This is a genomic window from Mesorhizobium sp. B2-6-1 (genome assembly GCF_006440475.1).
In the GTDB taxonomy this organism is placed as follows: Bacteria; Pseudomonadota; Alphaproteobacteria; order Rhizobiales; family Rhizobiaceae; genus Mesorhizobium.
The window spans coordinates 794,392-808,899 of the sequence record NZ_VFUH01000001.1 but is presented as its reverse complement, the minus strand read 5'-3'; the positions used below and the strand labels follow the sequence as shown (position 1 = coordinate 808,899).

The window sequence follows — 14,508 nt, the reverse complement described above, 5'->3', positions numbered from 1 at the left end:
AAGTCATCGCGCGATGCTCGTCGAGGCAAGTGACCTCGATCTTTCCATGCAGATGGCTATCATGCGGTCGTCGCAGATCCGTCGGCTGGCAAAAGTCTTCGATATCATTACCGAAGCGGTCGCCGCGGTTTCGATGAGAGCGGTTGAGGGTTTATATCGCGGCATCGCTTCTCCAAGGAGGCAATGAAATGGCTTCGCCCGACAAACGATGCACGCATGGCAGCTTCATCCTCGAGGTAACGCCAAGCGCCGAAGGTTGCGAGGAGTGCCTGAAGACCGGTTCCTGGTGGGTGCATCTGCGGCTGTGCCGCACCTGTGGCCATGTCGGCTGCTGTGACAGTTCTCCGAACCGTCACGCCACCGGCCACTACCGGGCGACCGGCCATCCGGTCATCGAGGCCTACGACCCGCCCGAGACGTGGGGCTGGTGCTATGTCGACGAGGTCATGCTCGATTTCTCGCAGGACAAGACGCCGCAACGCGGCACCATCGTGCGCTTCGATTGAGCCGCCGCCACGGGACACCCGATCAGCGCCAGCTTGCCTCTTCGGGCGATTTGTGGTCTTGGAGGCCCGAAATCGCTGTCTTGCGAACATCTCATTCCCGGATCACATCATTATGGCCAAGATCAACGGCAACGAAATCCGTCCCGGCTACGTCATCGAGCACGATGGCGGCCTGTGGGTGGCCGTCAAGACCAACACGGTCAAGCCGGGCAAGGGCGGCGCCTATAACCAGGTCGAATTGAAGAACCTCATCAACGGCACAAAGCTGAACGAGCGCTTCCGTTCGGCAGAGACGGTCGAGCAGATCCGGCTCGATCTCAAGGATTTTTCCTTCCTCTACGAGCAGGGCGACGCCCTGGTGTTCATGGACACCGAGAGCTACGAGCAGCTCGAGCTGGCGAAGGACTTCGTCGGAGACCGCGCCGCTTTCCTGCAGGACGGCATGATGGTGACGGTCCAGCTCTACGAGGAAAGGCCTATCGGCATTTCGCTCCCCGACCAGGTAACGCTGACCATCACCGAAGCGGACCCGGTGGTAAGGGGCCAGACGGCGGCCTCTTCCTACAAGCCCGCGGTGCTGGAAAACGGCATTCGCGTGCTGGTGCCGCCATTCATCGGCGCGGGGGAACGCATCGTCGTCGACACCAATGAAATCACTTATATGCGCCGCGCCGACTGATGCATGTCGCCCAGAGGTGGCCCAGGTTTCGGGTCACCGACATGCATCAGGACAAAGGTTAAAGCGCGTGCAGCAGGAAGAGTTACGATGGCACGCTCAGCCCTTCTCAACGTCATGGTCCAGGCCGCAATGAAGGCCGGCCGCTCGCTGTCGCGCGATTTCGGCGAGGTCCAGAACCTGCAGGTCTCGATGAAGGGACCGGGCGACTATGTCAGCCAGGCCGACCGCAAGGCCGAGGATATTGTCTTTGCCGAACTGTCGAAGGCGCGGCCCGGTTACGGCTTCCTGATGGAAGAGCGCGGCACGATCGCCGGCGATGACAGCCAGCACCGCTGGATCGTCGATCCGCTCGACGGCACCACCAATTTCCTGCACGGCATTCCGCTTTTCGCTGTCTCGATCGCGCTCGAGCGCCAGGGCCAGATCGTGGCCGGCGTGATCTACAATCCGGCCATGGACGAGCTCTATACGACCGAGCGCGGCGGCGGCGCCTTCATGAACGACCGCCGCCTGCGTGTCGCCGGCCGCACCAAGCTCATCGACACCGTCATCGGCTGCGGGGTGCCGCATCTGGGGCGTGGCCAGCATGGCAATTTCCTGATCGAGTTACGCAATGTCATGGCCGAGGTTTCCGGCGTCCGGCGCCTGGGTTCGGCCTCGCTCGATCTCGCTTACGTCGCCGCCGGCCGCATGGACGGATTCTGGGAAGTCGGCCTGTCGCCCTGGGACATCGCAGCCGGCCTGTTGCTGATCCGTGAAGCAGGAGGGTTCGCCTCCGACATGGACGGCGGTCAGGACATGCTCGACAACGGTTCGGTCGTCGCCGGCAACGAGATCATCCAGCGCGCCCTCCTGAAGGCCGTGAAAAAGCCGCTCGCTGCCCGCTGAAGCAGGAATAAGCGCGGAGTAATGTCAAATCCCCGCCGCGCTGAAGCGCCGCAGTCGCAAAACCGCAAACAAAGCTTGAAATACTGTCCGGCGCTTGCCCAGATAGGGTTGACGCAGGATGATGATGATCAAGACGCCGCCGCAGATCGAGATCCCCTTTGTCGGACGATGGCACTATTCGCGTGCCGAGATGATCGCCGACGGCATCGTCCATGCCGTCGGCATCGTGCTGGCGATCGCGGCCGGTTCGGCGCTGCTGGCGCTGGCCGCCTTTCGGGTCGGACCGGGCGAATACATCGCCGCCGCCTTCTATGTCGTGTCGCTGCTCACCGTGCTCTCGGTGTCGCTGACCTACAATCTATGGCCGGTGACTTCGCCGGTGAAATGGATTTTGCGGCGTTTCGACCACGCTGCGATCTATCTGCTCATCGCCGCCACCTACACGCCCTTTCTCGCGCAGCTCGACGGCTCGGCGCTGGCCGGCTGGATGATCGTCCTGGTCTGGACCGCGGCCATTATCGGCATCGCCATAAAGGTGTTTTTCCCCGGCCGCTTCGACCGGCTGGCGATCGTCTTCTATCTCGCCATCGGCTGGAGCGGCATCGTCCTGGTCGAGCCGCTCGTCGCTACCTTGCCGACGACGGCGATCGTGCTCATCGTCGCCGGCGGCGTCGTCTATTCCTGCGGCGTGATCTTCTTCGCCTGGAAGGGGCTGCGCTTCCACAACGCGCTGTGGCATGGTTTCGTGGTCACCGGCGCAGGCCTGCATCTGGCGGCGATGGTCGATTGCCTGGTCATCAACCGTCTCTGAAACTGCTGGCGGCAATATTGCCAAGCACCATTCAATTTGGTCACAATTCCGTTTAGAGTCGCCGACGACGTGATCGGCGGCAGCGGCATCGGAAACGGGGCACGGATGGCTTTTCTCAGATCCTTCGGCATGGGCAGGCGCTCCGACGTGCTGATCTACGACCCACACAAATTGTCGAGCCCGCAGGTCTTTCTCCTGACCATGGTCATCTTCCTGGCCATCGTCGCCTTCATCGCAGCGATCCTGACACGGCAGATCTCGACCGCCTTCGTCACCAATCCGGGGCTCAACGGCCTGATCATCGGCGTGCTTGCCGTCGGCATCCTTTTGGCCTTCGTCCAGGTCGGGCGGCTGTTTCGCGAAGTGCGCTGGGTCAACTCCTTCCGCGCCGGTTCCGAGATCACCGAACCGGTGCTGCTGGCGCCGATGAAGGCGATGATCGGCCGCTCGTCGAGCATGGCGTTTTCGACCAGCTCGATGCGCACCATGCTCGACTCCATCGCCACGCGGCTCGATGAAAGCCGCGACACCTCGCGCTACCTCGTCGGCCTCCTGGTGTTCCTTGGCCTGCTCGGCACCTTCTGGGGCCTGCTGAACACGATCGGCTCCATCCGCGAGACCATCGAGTCGCTCGATCCCGGCACGGGCGATGCCGCCGCTGTGCTGGATTCGCTGAAGCAAGGGCTGTCGGCGCCGCTCGCCGGCATGGGTACGGCCTTCTCGTCCTCGCTGTTCGGCCTGTCCGGCTCGCTCGTTCTCGGTTTCCTCGACCTGCAGGCCGGCCGCGCGCAGACGCGCTTCTACACCGAACTGGAGAACTGGCTGTCCTCGGTCACCGACCTGTCGTCCGACATCGTCGTCTCCGACGCGGTCCGGACCGAGCCTTCCGATGAAATCCGCCTGCTGTCGGAGCGGCTGCGCAGCATGCAGGAGAATGGCGGCGGCTCCAATCCGCGCGTCGCCACCGCCATGGCCAATCTCGCCGACGGCATTTCCGGCCTGGTCAAGAACATGCGCTCCGAGCAGCAGATCATGCGCGACTGGGTCGAAGCACAGTCGGATGAACAAAAGGCGATGCGCAACACGCTGGAAAAGATCGCCGACGCCCTGAAGAAGACCGGGGTGCACTAGCATGGCGCTCGCCAGGAGCCGGCGCGCCGACCGCCGCATCGACTATTGGCCGGGCTTCGTCGACGCGTTGTCGACGCTGCTTCTGGCCATCATGTTCCTGCTCACCGTCTTCGTGCTGGCGCAGTTCCTGCTCGGCCGCGAAATCTCCGGCAAGGACGCCGTGCTGTCGCGTCTCAATTCGCAGATTAACGAACTGACGCAGCTTCTGGCGCTGGAGCGTTCCACGACACAGGACAAGGAGGATTCGCTCGCCAATCTGCAGGCATCGCTGTCGGCGGCCGAAGCGGAGAAGAGCCGGCTCCAGCAGCTGCTGGCGCAAGGTGCGGGCGCCGGTGATGCGGCCAACCAGCGCGCGGCGGCGCTGACGGGCGAGCTCGACAGCCAGCGCCAGATCAGCCAGCAGGCGCTGAGCCAGGTCGAGATCCTCAATCAGCAGATCGCGGCCTTGCGCAAGCAGATCGGCGCGCTCGAGGACGCGCTCAACGTCTCCGAGGCCCGCGACCGGGATTCCAACACCAAGATCGCCGACCTTGGCCGCCGCCTCAACGTGGCGCTGGCGCAGCGCGTGCAGGAACTCAACCGCTACCGCTCCGACTTCTTCGGCCGCCTGCGCGAAATCCTCGCCGACCGCGAGAACATCCGCATAGTCGGCGACCGCTTCGTCTTCCAGTCGGAAGTGTTGTTTCCGACCGGCTCGGAAGTGATCAACGATGCCGGCAAGGTCGAGATGAAGAAACTTGCCGACGCCATCATCGAGTTGCAGAAGGAGATTCCCCCGGAGATCAACTGGGTGCTGCGCGTCGACGGCCATACCGACAACAAGCCGCTGTCCGGCACCGGTCGGTATCGCGACAATTGGGAGCTGTCGACGGCGCGCTCCACTTCCGTGGTGAAGTTCCTGATCGAGAACGGCGTGCCGGCCAACCGGCTGGTCGCCGCCGGCTTCGGCGAGTTCCAGCCGCTCGATCCCGCCGACACCGAAGAGGCGCGCAACAAGAACCGCCGGATCGAACTGAAGCTCACCGAACGGTGATCCATCATCACGCGATCTCACGCGAATTTGTTCGCCGGCTCAACTCTAGGGCGCAGTTGTGCACCGGCAAGGCCTGAAAAGATTATCTTTTTTTAATTACACTTCGCCGCAAAGCGCTCCTAGCGTGCTGCGCAGGGCCGAGAACCGCCGGCGATGCCTCCCATCGCGACGCGACGGAACTGGACGGCCCGCATCGTCCGGAAGCGGAACGGCAGAGCCGTTCTTTTCCGCAGCAAAAGGAGGCGCCGTCATGCGCTCTTCAGCATCTCTCAAGACTGCAACCCTTGCCGCGATTCTTGTCGCCGCCCCGCTTGCCGGCGCCTACGCCGCGGGTCACCACAAGGGCGCGCTCGACGCGACCGACCCAACCGACATGACCGGCCCGCGTGTCGAGGCTCTCATTGAACAGGTTCAAGGCGTGCATCAGGGCATAATCACCGCCAGACAGGCCAACAACATCACCCCGGCCGCGGCGGAGCGCCTGGAGATGCGCACCGCTCGCATAGGTCAGGCGGCGGAGAAGATAGCCTCGTCGGATCACGGCAGGATACCGGCCGCACAATATCATGACCTGCTGCGCCGTCTCGACAATGTCGACCAGCGGCTGAGGGTCGACATCGGTAGCGGTTTCCTGATGGGCGACGGCGCCGACGGCGGGAACTATCCGAACGGCTGAGGCCATTCTGATCGCGGCCCAAAAGGAAGGGACCACCTGGCGTCTACGGGACCAATCCCGCAGGCGCCTCTTTTCCTCACCAGCCGAGCCAGACCGCTACCAAGGCAGCCGCTGCCGGCGCGGCCTGCACGAACAGGATCTTGCGACCGACCGTTGCCGCCCCGTAGAGCCCGGCAACGGCCACGCAGAGCAGGAAGAAAACCTTGACCTGGAAACCGGCCGTGCCGAGGTAGAGGGCCCAGATCAGGCCGGCGGCGAGAAAGCCGTTATAGAGACCCTGATTGGCGGCAAGCACCTTCGAGGCGCTGGCGAATTCCGGCGTCAGCCGGAATGCCTTGTGCCCGCGCGGCGTGTCCCAGAGCACCATCTCCAGATAGACGATATAGACATGGATCAAGGCCACCAGCCCGACCAGGATGTTGCCGATCATCGTATTCCCTCGTGATGTATCGTCGGGCAGCATTTCACGCGTCGGCTCGCCAGCGCAAGGTGCATCTGCCGGATGGCGCGTGAGGGTTGCAAACGCGCAGGCGTTGGTATCTTTTCGCCCCTTCCTCAATCACGGAAGCCGCCATGTCCTTTCAAAAACTCGATGACCTCGGCCACAAGCTCGAAGCCCTGGAGCACGCGCTGGCCATCCTCGGCGCCGATGAAGCGACCCACATGGCCGTCGGTGGCGGCGAGAAGCGCGCCGAGGCCATGGCGGCACTTGCCGGCATGTACCACACCAGGGCGACCGCGCCGGAAATAGCGGACTGGATCGCCGCCGCCGAAGGCGAGGCGCTTGACGATGAACAGCGGGCGGCGCTGGCCGAACTGCGGCGGCAATACACCAACCTGACCTGCCTGCCGGTCGAATTCGTCGAACGCCAGACGACCGCCCGCATGCGCTGCGAGCAGCTGTGGCGCGACCTGCGGGCCAAGAACGACTGGGCGGGCTTCCTGCCGGCGCTTGAAGGCGTGGCGGCGCTGGTGCGCGAAGAGGCGGCCCTGCGCGCCGACATCCTCGGCCTCGCCCCCTACGACGCGCTGATGGAGCAATACGACCCCGGCAACCGCGCCGCGGATATCACGCCTGTCTTCACCCAGCTGAAGACATTTCTCAGGGGTTTCGTGCCGGAAGCATTGGCGGTGCAGGAAGCGCGGCTGCGCAAGCGCCCTCTCAAGCCGCTTTCGGGAACCTATGCGGTCGACAGGCAGCGCGAACTCGGCCTCGCCATGATGGCGGCGGTCGGCTTCGACCTGACGCACGGCTCGCTGTCGGTGTCGCACCATCCGTTCTGTGGCGGTGTGCCGAGCGACGTGCGCATCACCACCCGCTACAAGACGTCCGATTTCCTGTCGGCGCTGATGGGCGTGCTGCACGAGACCGGTCATGCACTCTACGAGCAGAACCTGCCGAAGGCCTGGTCGCACTGGCCGCTCGGCAAGGCGCGCGGCATGGCCGTGCATGAAAGCCAGAGCCTGTTCGTTGAAAAGCAGATCGGGCGCAATCCCGCCTTCTGGCGTTGGGCATTGCCGGTCGTGGAAAAACATCTCGGCGAAATCTGGTCGCTCGACGACATCCTGCCGCATGTCCACCATGTCGAGCGCGGCCTGATCCGTGTCGATGCCGACGAGGTGACGTACCCGCTGCATGTCATCCTGCGCTACGAACTGGAGCAGGAGCTCGTCTCCGGCAGGATTGAGGTGGCCGAGCTGCCCGAGGCCTGGGATGCCAGGATGCGCGACTATCTCGGCCTTTCAACGATCGACAACCCCGCGGATGGGCCGATGCAGGACGTGCATTGGCCTGCTGCCGCCTTTGGCTACTTTCCCTCCTACACGCTGGGCGCGATGATGGCGGCGCAGCAATGGGCGGCGCTGACGCGGGAGCATCCGTCGGCCGATGACGATCTTGCCAAGGGGAATTTCGGTGCCATCAACGATTGGCGCCGCAAGAACATATGGTCGCAGGGATCGCGCTGGTCGACGCCCGATCTGCTCGAACGCGCCACCGGTGAAAAGCTCAATGCCGTCTATTTCACCGACCACCTGCGCAAACGGTATGGAACCGCGTGAGCACGCCCAGCGTAGCCGCTACTCAGCCGCGCCCCTGAAGGCGCTGGCGCCGGTCTCGAACTGCAGCTTGGCCAGCCGGGCATAGATGCCGCCCTTGGTCACCAAGCTTTGATGCGTGCCTTCCTCGACGATGCGGCCGCCATCCATCACCAGGATGCGGTCGGCCTTCAGCACCGTCGCCAGGCGGTGCGCGATGACGATCGTGGTGCGGCCCCGCATCAGCCGCTCCAGCGCCATTTGCACCAGCGTCTCGCTTTCGGCGTCGAGTGCCGAGGTCGCCTCGTCGAGCAACAGGATCGGCGCGTCGCGCAGGATGGCGCGCGCGATCGCCACCCGCTGGCGTTGCCCGCCCGACAGCGTCACGCCGCGCTCGCCGACCTGGCTGTCATAGCCCTTCTCGAGCTTGAGGATGAATTCGTCGGCCAGCGCGTCCTTTGCCGCCGCTTCGATCTCTGACTCGCTGGCGCCCGGCCGGCCGAAGCCGATATTGTCGCGCGCGCTGGCCGCGAAGATGGTGACGTCCTGCGGCACGATGGCGATGCGCTGCCGTATCGAAAGGGGGTCGGCTTCGCGGATGTCGACGCCGTCGATCAGGATCCTGCCGGTCTCCGGATCGTAGAAGCGCAGGATCAGCGAGAACACCGTGCTCTTGCCCGCTCCCGAGGGACCGACGATCGCCACAGTCTCGCCAGGCTTGACCGAGAAGCTCAGGCCGTGGACGGCGGCGCGGTCGGGCCGGGCCGGGTAGGAAAAGGACACGGCCTCGAAGCTGATCGCTCCCTTGCTCGCCACCGGCAGCGGCCTGGGATTGGCAGGCGCCACGATCGCCGGCTCCTCGGCGAGGATTTCGGTCAGCCGTTCGGCGGCACCTGCTGCCTGGGCCAATTCGCCCCAGACCTCCGATAGCGCGCCGAGCGCACCGGCGGCGAATACCGAATAGAGCAGGAACTGGCCTAGCGTGCCCGGCGACAGATTGCCGTCGAGCACGTCGCGCGAGCCGAACCACAGCACCGCCACGACCGAGGAGAAAATCGTGAAGATGGCGAAGAAGGTGAGGAACGAGCGCGCGAAGATCGAGGCGCGCGCGGCCTCGAAGGCGGCCTCGACGGCACCCGAAAAACGCCCGGTGACCAGCGTCTCATTGGTGAAGGCCTGCAATGTGCGCACCGCGCCGATCTGCTCGCTGGCATAGGCGGTGGCATCGGCCAGCGTGTCCTGCGCCTGCCTTGACTTGCGCCGCACCGAGCGGCCGAAGGCGACCAGCGGCAGCACGATGATTGGAATGGCTGCGATGACCAGCCCGGACAGTTTCGGGCTGGTGAAAACCATCATCGCGACCGCGCCGAGGCCAAGGATGACATTGCGCAGCGCCACCGAAGCGGTCGCCCCTACCGCCGATTTGACCTGCGTGGTGTCGGCGGCGAGCCGCGACACGATCTCGCCCGACTGGGCAGTGTCGAAGAAGGCCGGCGACAGTTTCGTCACATGGGCAAAGACATCGCGCCTGATATCGGCGACGACGCGCTCGCCGAGCGTGATGACGAAATAGTAGCGGCCCGCCGATGCCGCCGCCAGCAGCGCGGCCATCGCCACCAGCGCGGCGAAATATTCGGCGATGAAGGAGGAACCGGACGGCGTGAAACCATGATCGATCATGCGCCGTACCGCCAGCGGCAGCGCCAGCGTCGTCACCGCCGCGACGATCAGCGAGATGACGGCGCCCGCCACCAATGTGCGGTAGCGGCCGATGTAGGGAAACAGGCGCCTGAGCGGCTTGAGCGAGCGCCGGCGCTCGTCTGCGCTGCTGGTTTGCGCCATCCTGGTCTTTTCCTCTTGGCCGCCTTCAGCTATGCGCCTCAATATGCGCTTGCCGCGGCCTTGTGATTCAATTCCGGCTGATGTATAGGCTCGCCGACCGTTTTAGAAGCCGTGGCTCCTCAATAGCTGCGGCTTCGAGTTTTAAAAAGGGGCGCATCGACGCAGGCTTTCAGCCCGTCAGCCGCGCCCGGCAAACCAGGAACCGAGCCATGAAGACCGATATCCATCCCGACTACCACACCATCAAGGTCGTCATGACCGACGGCACCGAGTACATGACCCGTTCGACCTGGGGCAAGGAAGGCGATACGATGAACCTCGACATCGACCCGACCACGCACCCGGCCTGGACCGGCGGCCAGCAGACCCTGCTCGACCGCGGCGGCCGCCTGTCGAAGTTCAAGAAGCGCTTCGAAGGTTTCGGCCTCTAGGCCCCATCAGCTTTTCGCTGACCAGAGAACCCGTCCTCGTGGCGGGTTTTTTGTTGGCCAATGCACGTCCCTTCACGCTGGCGCTTGCCTCCACCTCCCCCTTGTCGGTCCCGTGTGGGAGGTCGGACCGAAGGTCGGGTGGGTCGGCGCTGCCCCCGCCCCGCTGCTTCGCAGCGACCCTCCCCACGAGGGGAGGGTGAGAGCATCCTATTCCGCAAGCAATTCCCTGAGCGCCATGCGCTTGTAGGCGGCGACCAGCCTGTCGCCCTCCTTCCGCTCGACCGAGATCGCCAGCCGCATGGCGGCCTCGCCCATCTGCCAGACGAGAAACGCCGTCGTCTCCAGCGCGACGGCATCGGCATCGGGCCGCAGGCGTTTGAGCGCCGCAGTGAGAAATTCGGCGTTCGCACGGCTGTCGGCAAGCTCCAGTTCGCGCAGCGCCTTGTCGGCCTGCGTGCCCGACCAGATGTCGCGCATCACCGGCTCCGCCAGGAACAGGTGGTAATAAATGTCCACCAGTTCCGAGAACGCCCGCCGAAGGCCCTCGGCGTCGCCGACGTCCTTGAGCGCGGCTGAAATGCAGGCCTGGCTTTCGGCGGTGTAGCGCTCGGCCAGCGCCCAGACGATCGCCCGCTTGTCGGGGAAGAACTGGTAGAGCGAGCCGATCGACACCCCAGCCCGCTCCGCCACCTCGCCCATGCGCATGGCATCGCTGCCTTGCTCCGCAATCAGCGCCGAGGCGGCGGCGAGCATGCGCTCGACCCGTTCACGGCTGCGCTGCTGGCTCGGCGCGCGGCGTGGCGTGGCGACCTGTTCCGGTGGGGACGTGGCGGTTTTTTCCATGGCTCTTCAACAGACGCCGGGCGGCAATGCCACCCAGAAATGACTTGACTCGCAAAATACGAGGGTTTATCACGTTTTGCAAATATGAGGATTTCTCATGTTTTGAAAGAAGCAGACAGGATAATTGATTTGAAGGCGTCGAACAGGTGGCCGGCCATCCCGCAAAACTTTTCTGCCCATTGCGGCTGAAACCGCCGCAACCGGCATCTGGAGCAACTGACATGATCGCGAAGCTACTTCCCACCCTCATCTTCATCGCCGCTATCGGCTCGGGCGTTGTCGGCGGCGTGTTCTTCGCCTTTTCCAACTTCGTCATGCCGGCAATGGCTCGCCTGCCTGCCGCGGGCGGCATCGCCGCCATGAACTCGATCAACATCACCGTCATCACGCCGATGTTCATGACCGCCTTGTTCGGCACCGGCCTGATCTGCCTTGTCTTGATCGCCGGCGCCATCATCGGCTGGCAGCAGCCAGGCTCCTTCTGGCTGCTGGCCGGCGCAGTCATCTATCTCGTCGGCAACCCGATCGTGACGATGGTTTTCAACGTGCCGCTCAACGACGCGCTGGCCGCCATCGATCCGGCCAGCAGCAACGGCGCTGCTGTATGGACCACCTATCTCAGGGACTGGGTGATGTGGAACCACGTGCGCGCGATCACCGCCATCACCGCGCTGGCATCCTTCTGGTTCGCCGCGCGTTGACATGTCTCGGTCCGCCGCGTTCGGCATCGCGGCGACCGAGGCGTGTTTGTCGGGAGAAGCGCCGTGAACGACCCGCATTCCACCATGGCCTTGGGCATTGCCGCGGGGATCGGCCTCGGCGCTGTCTGTGGCGCAGCGATGGATGACCCTGCCGTCGGCATCGGCATGGGCATAGCAATCGGCGCGGGGATCGGCGCGATTTTCGGGCAGAGGCGAGGAAAATGACGTCCGGCTTCTGCGGAAGTCTCAGCTCTTCGCCTTGCGGTCGGAATGACCGAGATCGCGGTCCGGGTCGATGACGTCGCGCACCAGTTGCTTGAGTTTTGCCGCATCCGGAAAGCCGCCGTCACGCTTGCGGTCCCAGACCAGCACCTCGTTGCAGCTTATGGTGAAGACGCCGCCGGTGCCGGGCACCAGCGTCACCTCGCCCAGATCGACGCCGAATGTCGACAGCAGTTCCTGCGCCATCCAGCCGGCACGCAGCAACCACTGGCACTGGGTGCAATAGGTGATGCGGATGGTGGGCAGCGGGTTTTCGGTCATGTCAGGCTTTGCTCACGCAGCGCTGAGCTTGGCCATGGTCTCCTCGTCGACCTCGAAATTGGCGTAGACGCTTTGAACGTCGTCGTCGTCCTCGAGCGTGGCGACCAGCTTCATCAGCGACTGGGCGCGTTCTTCGTCGACCGGAACATTGTTCTGCGGTTTCCAGATCGGCTTCACCGATTCCGCCTCGCCGAGAGAGGCTTCGAGTGCCTTCGACACCTCGCCGAGGTTTTCGAAGGCGCAATAGATGGTGTGGCCTTCCTCATCCGACTCCACGTCATCGGCGCCGGCTTCGATTGCCGCGTCCATGACCTTGTCGGCGCTGCCGGCCGATGCTGGATAATAGATCTCGCCGACCCGATCCCACATGAACGACACCGAGCCGGTTTCGCCCATCGCCCCACCGGCCTTGGTGAAGGCGGCGCGCACATTCGAAACCGAGCGGTTGCGATTGTCGGTCAGCGCCTCGACGATTACGGCGACGCCGCCGGGACCGTAGCCCTCGTAACGCACGGCTTCGTAATTTTCGGCGTCGCCCATCGACGCCTTGTTGATGGCGCGCTGGATGTTGTCCTTCGGCATCGACACCGCCTTGGCGTTCTGCACGGCAAGGCGCAGGCGCGGATTCATCGACGGATCGGGGGTCCCGCTCTTGGCCGCGACGGTGATTTCGCGCGCCAGCTTGGAAAACATTTTCGACCGCACCGCGTCCTGACGGCCCTTGCGGTGCATGATGTTCTTGAACTGTGAATGGCCAGCCATGGCACCCCTGTCGTGTTCGGCTAGAGCATCGCGCGGCGAGATGCATGACCCGCCTTCCGCAATGCTCGAATTCAAAATGTCAGAACGTCCCTGCTGCGTCCGAATGGACGTATGGCGCTCTTTGTCGGAATGGCCGGCTTATAGATAAATCGGCTCAATTCGTCCAGCCGCGCCGCGCTTTGCCACGCACGGCAAAAGCCGTGACGGCTGTTCACCCCTCCAGATCCGACTTCAGCCGGTCGATGATACTAAGCGCATGGCCGGCGTACTGGCTGATCCAGCGGTCGTGTATCTGCTTGATCGGCAGCGCATTGAGATTGTTCCAGCGCTCGCGCCCCTCGCGCCGCGCCACGATGAGATCGGCCTCTTCCAGCACTTTGAGATGCAGCATGACGGTGCAGCGGTCGATGTCGGAAAACGCCTCGCACAGCATGCCGGTCGTCTTTGGCGCGTCCTTCAGCAGATCCAGCATCTCGCGCCGGCGCGGATGCGCCAGCGCCTTGAAAACATTGTCGTCTTGCGATCGGCTTGACATGTTATTTTTTTATAACATAAGCTCCTATCAATCAAGGAAGGAACTGTGGATATGTCTCTTGGTTTCAGGGTTTCAGGACGCATCGGCAAACCGGTCGCCGACGTCTTCGACGCGGTCGTCAATCCGAAGAAGCTCAGCTCCTATTTCACCACCATCGGCGGTGCCAGCGCGCCCTTGGTGCCGGGCGCCAATGTCGTGTGGTGGGGCAAGGTGCCGGTCGAAGTAGACGAAATCGTCAGGGACAGCCGCATCGTGCTGCGCTGGGATGCCACCGACGAAGAGGGAAAGCCGGCCTACAAGACCCGCATCGAGATGAATTTCGAGCCGCTCGACGACGGCGGCACCTTCGTCACCATCGCCGAGGCCGGCTGGCACGAGGACGCGGTCGGCCTGAAGAAGTCCTATCTCAATTGCGAGGGCTGGTCGCAGATGCTGGCCTGCATGAAGGCCTATGTCGAACACGGCATCAATTTGCGCGAAGGCTACTACCGCAGCGAGATGAAGGGCGAGCCTGCCAACGAGACCAACATTTGAGCGAAGGGAGGCCTGCCGTGAAAGTAACTCCGTTCCTGATGTTCGAAGGCAAGGCCGAGGAGGCCATGGCCTTCTATTGCGAAACCATCCCGGAGAGCCGTGTCCTCGACCTCACGCGCTACGGTGCAGGCGAGGACGGACTCGAAGGGGCAGTCAAGCTGGCCCGCGCATCCATCGGCGGCACGGAGGTCATGATCTTCAACAGCCCTGTGCACCACGCCTTCACCTTCACGCCGTCGGTCTCGCTCTTCGTCGACTGTTCCACCGAAGAAGAGCTGGAACGCATCGTCGAGGCCCTGTCCAAAAACGGCACGTTTCTGATGCCGACCGGCAATTACGGCTTCAGCCGCCGTTTCGCCTGGCTGAACGACAGGTTCGGCGTTTCCTGGCAGATCAATCTGCCGTAGCAGGACCGGGCCAGGCCGAGATCCTGGCTGGGACTGTTCACCGGGGATTTCCCGGGCGCCGCCGATCATCTCGCCAAGGCCGGCGTCGAGCGATGCGACGTCATCGAGCCGCTGGGAGAGGGCTTCCGTGGTTTCTGGATCACCAGCCC

At 63.7% G+C, this 14,508-nt stretch carries 20 protein-coding genes; 14 read left to right on the top strand and 6 right to left on the bottom strand.

Annotated elements, in window-relative coordinates:
- Positions 1 to 13: 13 nt before the first annotated feature.
- From FJ443_RS31070 to FJ443_RS04155, 8 genes are all read left to right on the top strand, one after another.
- The gene (locus FJ443_RS31070; RefSeq protein WP_181165380.1) at positions 14 to 187 is read left to right on the top strand and encodes a hypothetical protein; all 174 of its coding nucleotides are present in this window, start codon (positions 14 to 16) and stop codon (positions 185 to 187) included.
- A gap of 1 nt (position 188) precedes the next feature.
- The gene (locus tag FJ443_RS04185) at positions 189 to 506 is read left to right on the top strand and encodes a UBP-type zinc finger domain-containing protein (protein WP_140525042.1); all 318 of its coding nucleotides are present in this window, start codon (positions 189 to 191) and stop codon (positions 504 to 506) included.
- A 112-nt stretch (positions 507 to 618) separates the two neighbouring features.
- Positions 619 to 1,185, top strand: a complete 567-nt coding sequence (gene efp, locus FJ443_RS04180) for an elongation factor P (RefSeq protein WP_140493174.1) — start codon at positions 619 to 621, stop codon at positions 1,183 to 1,185.
- A gap of 87 nt (positions 1,186 to 1,272) precedes the next feature.
- Positions 1,273 to 2,073 carry an inositol monophosphatase family protein gene (locus tag FJ443_RS04175; RefSeq protein WP_140493170.1) on the top strand — a complete coding sequence of 267 codons (801 nt, stop codon included), beginning with the start codon at positions 1,273 to 1,275 and terminating at the stop codon, positions 2,071 to 2,073.
- A 124-nt stretch (positions 2,074 to 2,197) separates the two neighbouring features.
- Positions 2,198 to 2,884, top strand: a complete 687-nt coding sequence (locus FJ443_RS04170; protein WP_140493526.1) for a hemolysin III family protein — start codon at positions 2,198 to 2,200, stop codon at positions 2,882 to 2,884.
- Positions 2,885 to 2,989: 105 nt separating this feature from the next.
- A complete protein-coding gene (locus tag FJ443_RS04165; protein ID WP_140493167.1) occupies positions 2,990 to 4,015 on the top strand; it encodes a MotA/TolQ/ExbB proton channel family protein in 1,026 nt (341 codons plus the stop codon).
- Position 4,016: 1 nt separating this feature from the next.
- Complete coding sequence (locus FJ443_RS04160; protein WP_140493164.1) at positions 4,017 to 5,048, top strand: peptidoglycan -binding protein; 1,032 nt, start codon at positions 4,017 to 4,019, stop codon at positions 5,046 to 5,048.
- Between the two features lie 250 nt (positions 5,049 to 5,298).
- Complete coding sequence (locus FJ443_RS04155; protein WP_140493161.1) at positions 5,299 to 5,724, top strand: hypothetical protein; 426 nt, start codon at positions 5,299 to 5,301, stop codon at positions 5,722 to 5,724.
- A 76-nt stretch (positions 5,725 to 5,800) separates the two neighbouring features.
- Here FJ443_RS04155 and FJ443_RS04150 read toward each other — a convergent pair whose 3' ends face one another.
- Complete coding sequence (locus tag FJ443_RS04150) at positions 5,801 to 6,154, bottom strand: DUF1304 domain-containing protein (RefSeq protein WP_140493158.1); 354 nt, start codon at positions 6,152 to 6,154, stop codon at positions 5,801 to 5,803.
- Between the two features lie 143 nt (positions 6,155 to 6,297).
- Here FJ443_RS04150 and FJ443_RS04145 point away from each other — a divergent pair, with 143 nt between their 5' ends.
- A complete protein-coding gene (locus FJ443_RS04145) occupies positions 6,298 to 7,785 on the top strand; it encodes a carboxypeptidase M32 (RefSeq protein WP_140493155.1) in 1,488 nt (495 codons plus the stop codon).
- Positions 7,786 to 7,803: 18 nt separating this feature from the next.
- Here FJ443_RS04145 and FJ443_RS04140 read toward each other — a convergent pair whose 3' ends face one another.
- The gene (locus FJ443_RS04140) at positions 7,804 to 9,603 is read right to left on the bottom strand and encodes an ABC transporter transmembrane domain-containing protein (protein WP_140493152.1); all 1,800 of its coding nucleotides are present in this window, start codon (positions 9,601 to 9,603) and stop codon (positions 7,804 to 7,806) included.
- 209 nt (positions 9,604 to 9,812) lie between these two features.
- Here FJ443_RS04140 and rpmE point away from each other — a divergent pair, with 209 nt between their 5' ends.
- Entirely contained in the window at positions 9,813 to 10,034 is a 222-nt protein-coding gene (gene rpmE, locus FJ443_RS04135; RefSeq protein WP_006327661.1) for a 50S ribosomal protein L31, read from the top strand.
- Between the two features lie 207 nt (positions 10,035 to 10,241).
- Here rpmE and FJ443_RS04130 read toward each other — a convergent pair whose 3' ends face one another.
- Positions 10,242 to 10,877, bottom strand: coding sequence for a TetR/AcrR family transcriptional regulator (locus FJ443_RS04130; protein ID WP_140624972.1), 636 nt, complete (start codon positions 10,875 to 10,877; stop codon positions 10,242 to 10,244).
- A gap of 221 nt (positions 10,878 to 11,098) precedes the next feature.
- On the opposite strand from FJ443_RS04130, the gene FJ443_RS04125 reads away from it, so the two are divergent.
- Together FJ443_RS04125 and FJ443_RS31065 are read left to right on the top strand one after the other, a co-directional pair.
- Positions 11,099 to 11,578, top strand: coding sequence for a DUF1772 domain-containing protein (locus tag FJ443_RS04125; protein WP_140662857.1), 480 nt, complete (start codon positions 11,099 to 11,101; stop codon positions 11,576 to 11,578).
- A 63-nt stretch (positions 11,579 to 11,641) separates the two neighbouring features.
- Positions 11,642 to 11,803, top strand: a complete 162-nt coding sequence (locus FJ443_RS31065) for a hypothetical protein (RefSeq protein WP_181168316.1) — start codon at positions 11,642 to 11,644, stop codon at positions 11,801 to 11,803.
- Between the two features lie 21 nt (positions 11,804 to 11,824).
- Here the strand turns inward: FJ443_RS31065 and FJ443_RS04120 are convergent, their stop codons facing one another.
- The 3 genes from FJ443_RS04120 to FJ443_RS04110 all read right to left on the bottom strand — a co-directional run bounded on the left by FJ443_RS04120 (position 11,825) and on the right by FJ443_RS04110 (position 13,418).
- Positions 11,825 to 12,121 carry a SelT/SelW/SelH family protein gene (locus FJ443_RS04120; protein WP_140662854.1) on the bottom strand — a complete coding sequence of 99 codons (297 nt, stop codon included), beginning with the start codon at positions 12,119 to 12,121 and terminating at the stop codon, positions 11,825 to 11,827.
- Positions 12,122 to 12,133: 12 nt separating this feature from the next.
- Entirely contained in the window at positions 12,134 to 12,883 is a 750-nt protein-coding gene (locus tag FJ443_RS04115) for a YebC/PmpR family DNA-binding transcriptional regulator (RefSeq protein WP_140662852.1), read from the bottom strand.
- Positions 12,884 to 13,094: 211 nt separating this feature from the next.
- Entirely contained in the window at positions 13,095 to 13,418 is a 324-nt protein-coding gene (locus FJ443_RS04110; protein WP_140525038.1) for a helix-turn-helix domain-containing protein, read from the bottom strand.
- Positions 13,419 to 13,469: 51 nt separating this feature from the next.
- Between FJ443_RS04110 and FJ443_RS04105 the strand changes: the two genes are divergently transcribed.
- Positions 13,470 to 13,952, top strand: a complete 483-nt coding sequence (locus FJ443_RS04105; protein ID WP_140493137.1) for an SRPBCC domain-containing protein — start codon at positions 13,470 to 13,472, stop codon at positions 13,950 to 13,952.
- Between the two features lie 17 nt (positions 13,953 to 13,969).
- Complete coding sequence (locus FJ443_RS04100; protein WP_224618075.1) at positions 13,970 to 14,359, top strand: VOC family protein; 390 nt, start codon at positions 13,970 to 13,972, stop codon at positions 14,357 to 14,359.
- Positions 14,360 to 14,508 lie beyond the last annotated feature (149 nt).

Excerpts from the sequence above, each read along its gene's own strand:
- FJ443_RS04130 (WP_140624972.1), bottom strand. The coding sequence starts at position 10,877 with ATGGAAAAAACCGCCACGTCCCCACCGGAACAGGTCGCCACGCCACGC.
- FJ443_RS04120 (WP_140662854.1), bottom strand. The coding sequence starts at position 12,121 with ATGACCGAAAACCCGCTGCCCACCATCCGCATCACCTATTGCACCCAG.
- FJ443_RS04125 (WP_140662857.1), top strand. The coding sequence starts at position 11,099 with ATGATCGCGAAGCTACTTCCCACCCTCATCTTCATCGCCGCTATCGGC.
- FJ443_RS04155 (WP_140493161.1), top strand. The coding sequence starts at position 5,299 with ATGCGCTCTTCAGCATCTCTCAAGACTGCAACCCTTGCCGCGATTCTT.
- FJ443_RS04175 (WP_140493170.1), top strand. The coding sequence starts at position 1,273 with ATGGCACGCTCAGCCCTTCTCAACGTCATGGTCCAGGCCGCAATGAAG.
- FJ443_RS04140 (WP_140493152.1), bottom strand. The coding sequence starts at position 9,603 with ATGGCGCAAACCAGCAGCGCAGACGAGCGCCGGCGCTCGCTCAAGCCG.
- FJ443_RS04115 (WP_140662852.1), bottom strand. The coding sequence starts at position 12,883 with ATGGCTGGCCATTCACAGTTCAAGAACATCATGCACCGCAAGGGCCGT.
- FJ443_RS04105 (WP_140493137.1), top strand. The coding sequence starts at position 13,470 with ATGTCTCTTGGTTTCAGGGTTTCAGGACGCATCGGCAAACCGGTCGCC.
- rpmE (WP_006327661.1), top strand. The coding sequence starts at position 9,813 with ATGAAGACCGATATCCATCCCGACTACCACACCATCAAGGTCGTCATG.
- FJ443_RS31070 (WP_181165380.1), top strand. The coding sequence starts at position 14 with ATGCTCGTCGAGGCAAGTGACCTCGATCTTTCCATGCAGATGGCTATC.
- efp (WP_140493174.1), top strand. The coding sequence starts at position 619 with ATGGCCAAGATCAACGGCAACGAAATCCGTCCCGGCTACGTCATCGAG.
- FJ443_RS04185 (WP_140525042.1), top strand. The coding sequence starts at position 189 with ATGGCTTCGCCCGACAAACGATGCACGCATGGCAGCTTCATCCTCGAG.
- FJ443_RS04110 (WP_140525038.1), bottom strand. The coding sequence starts at position 13,418 with ATGTCAAGCCGATCGCAAGACGACAATGTTTTCAAGGCGCTGGCGCAT.
- FJ443_RS04165 (WP_140493167.1), top strand. The coding sequence starts at position 2,990 with ATGGCTTTTCTCAGATCCTTCGGCATGGGCAGGCGCTCCGACGTGCTG.
- FJ443_RS04150 (WP_140493158.1), bottom strand. The coding sequence starts at position 6,154 with ATGATCGGCAACATCCTGGTCGGGCTGGTGGCCTTGATCCATGTCTAT.
- FJ443_RS04170 (WP_140493526.1), top strand. The coding sequence starts at position 2,198 with ATGATCAAGACGCCGCCGCAGATCGAGATCCCCTTTGTCGGACGATGG.
- FJ443_RS04145 (WP_140493155.1), top strand. The coding sequence starts at position 6,298 with ATGTCCTTTCAAAAACTCGATGACCTCGGCCACAAGCTCGAAGCCCTG.
- FJ443_RS04160 (WP_140493164.1), top strand. The coding sequence starts at position 4,017 with ATGGCGCTCGCCAGGAGCCGGCGCGCCGACCGCCGCATCGACTATTGG.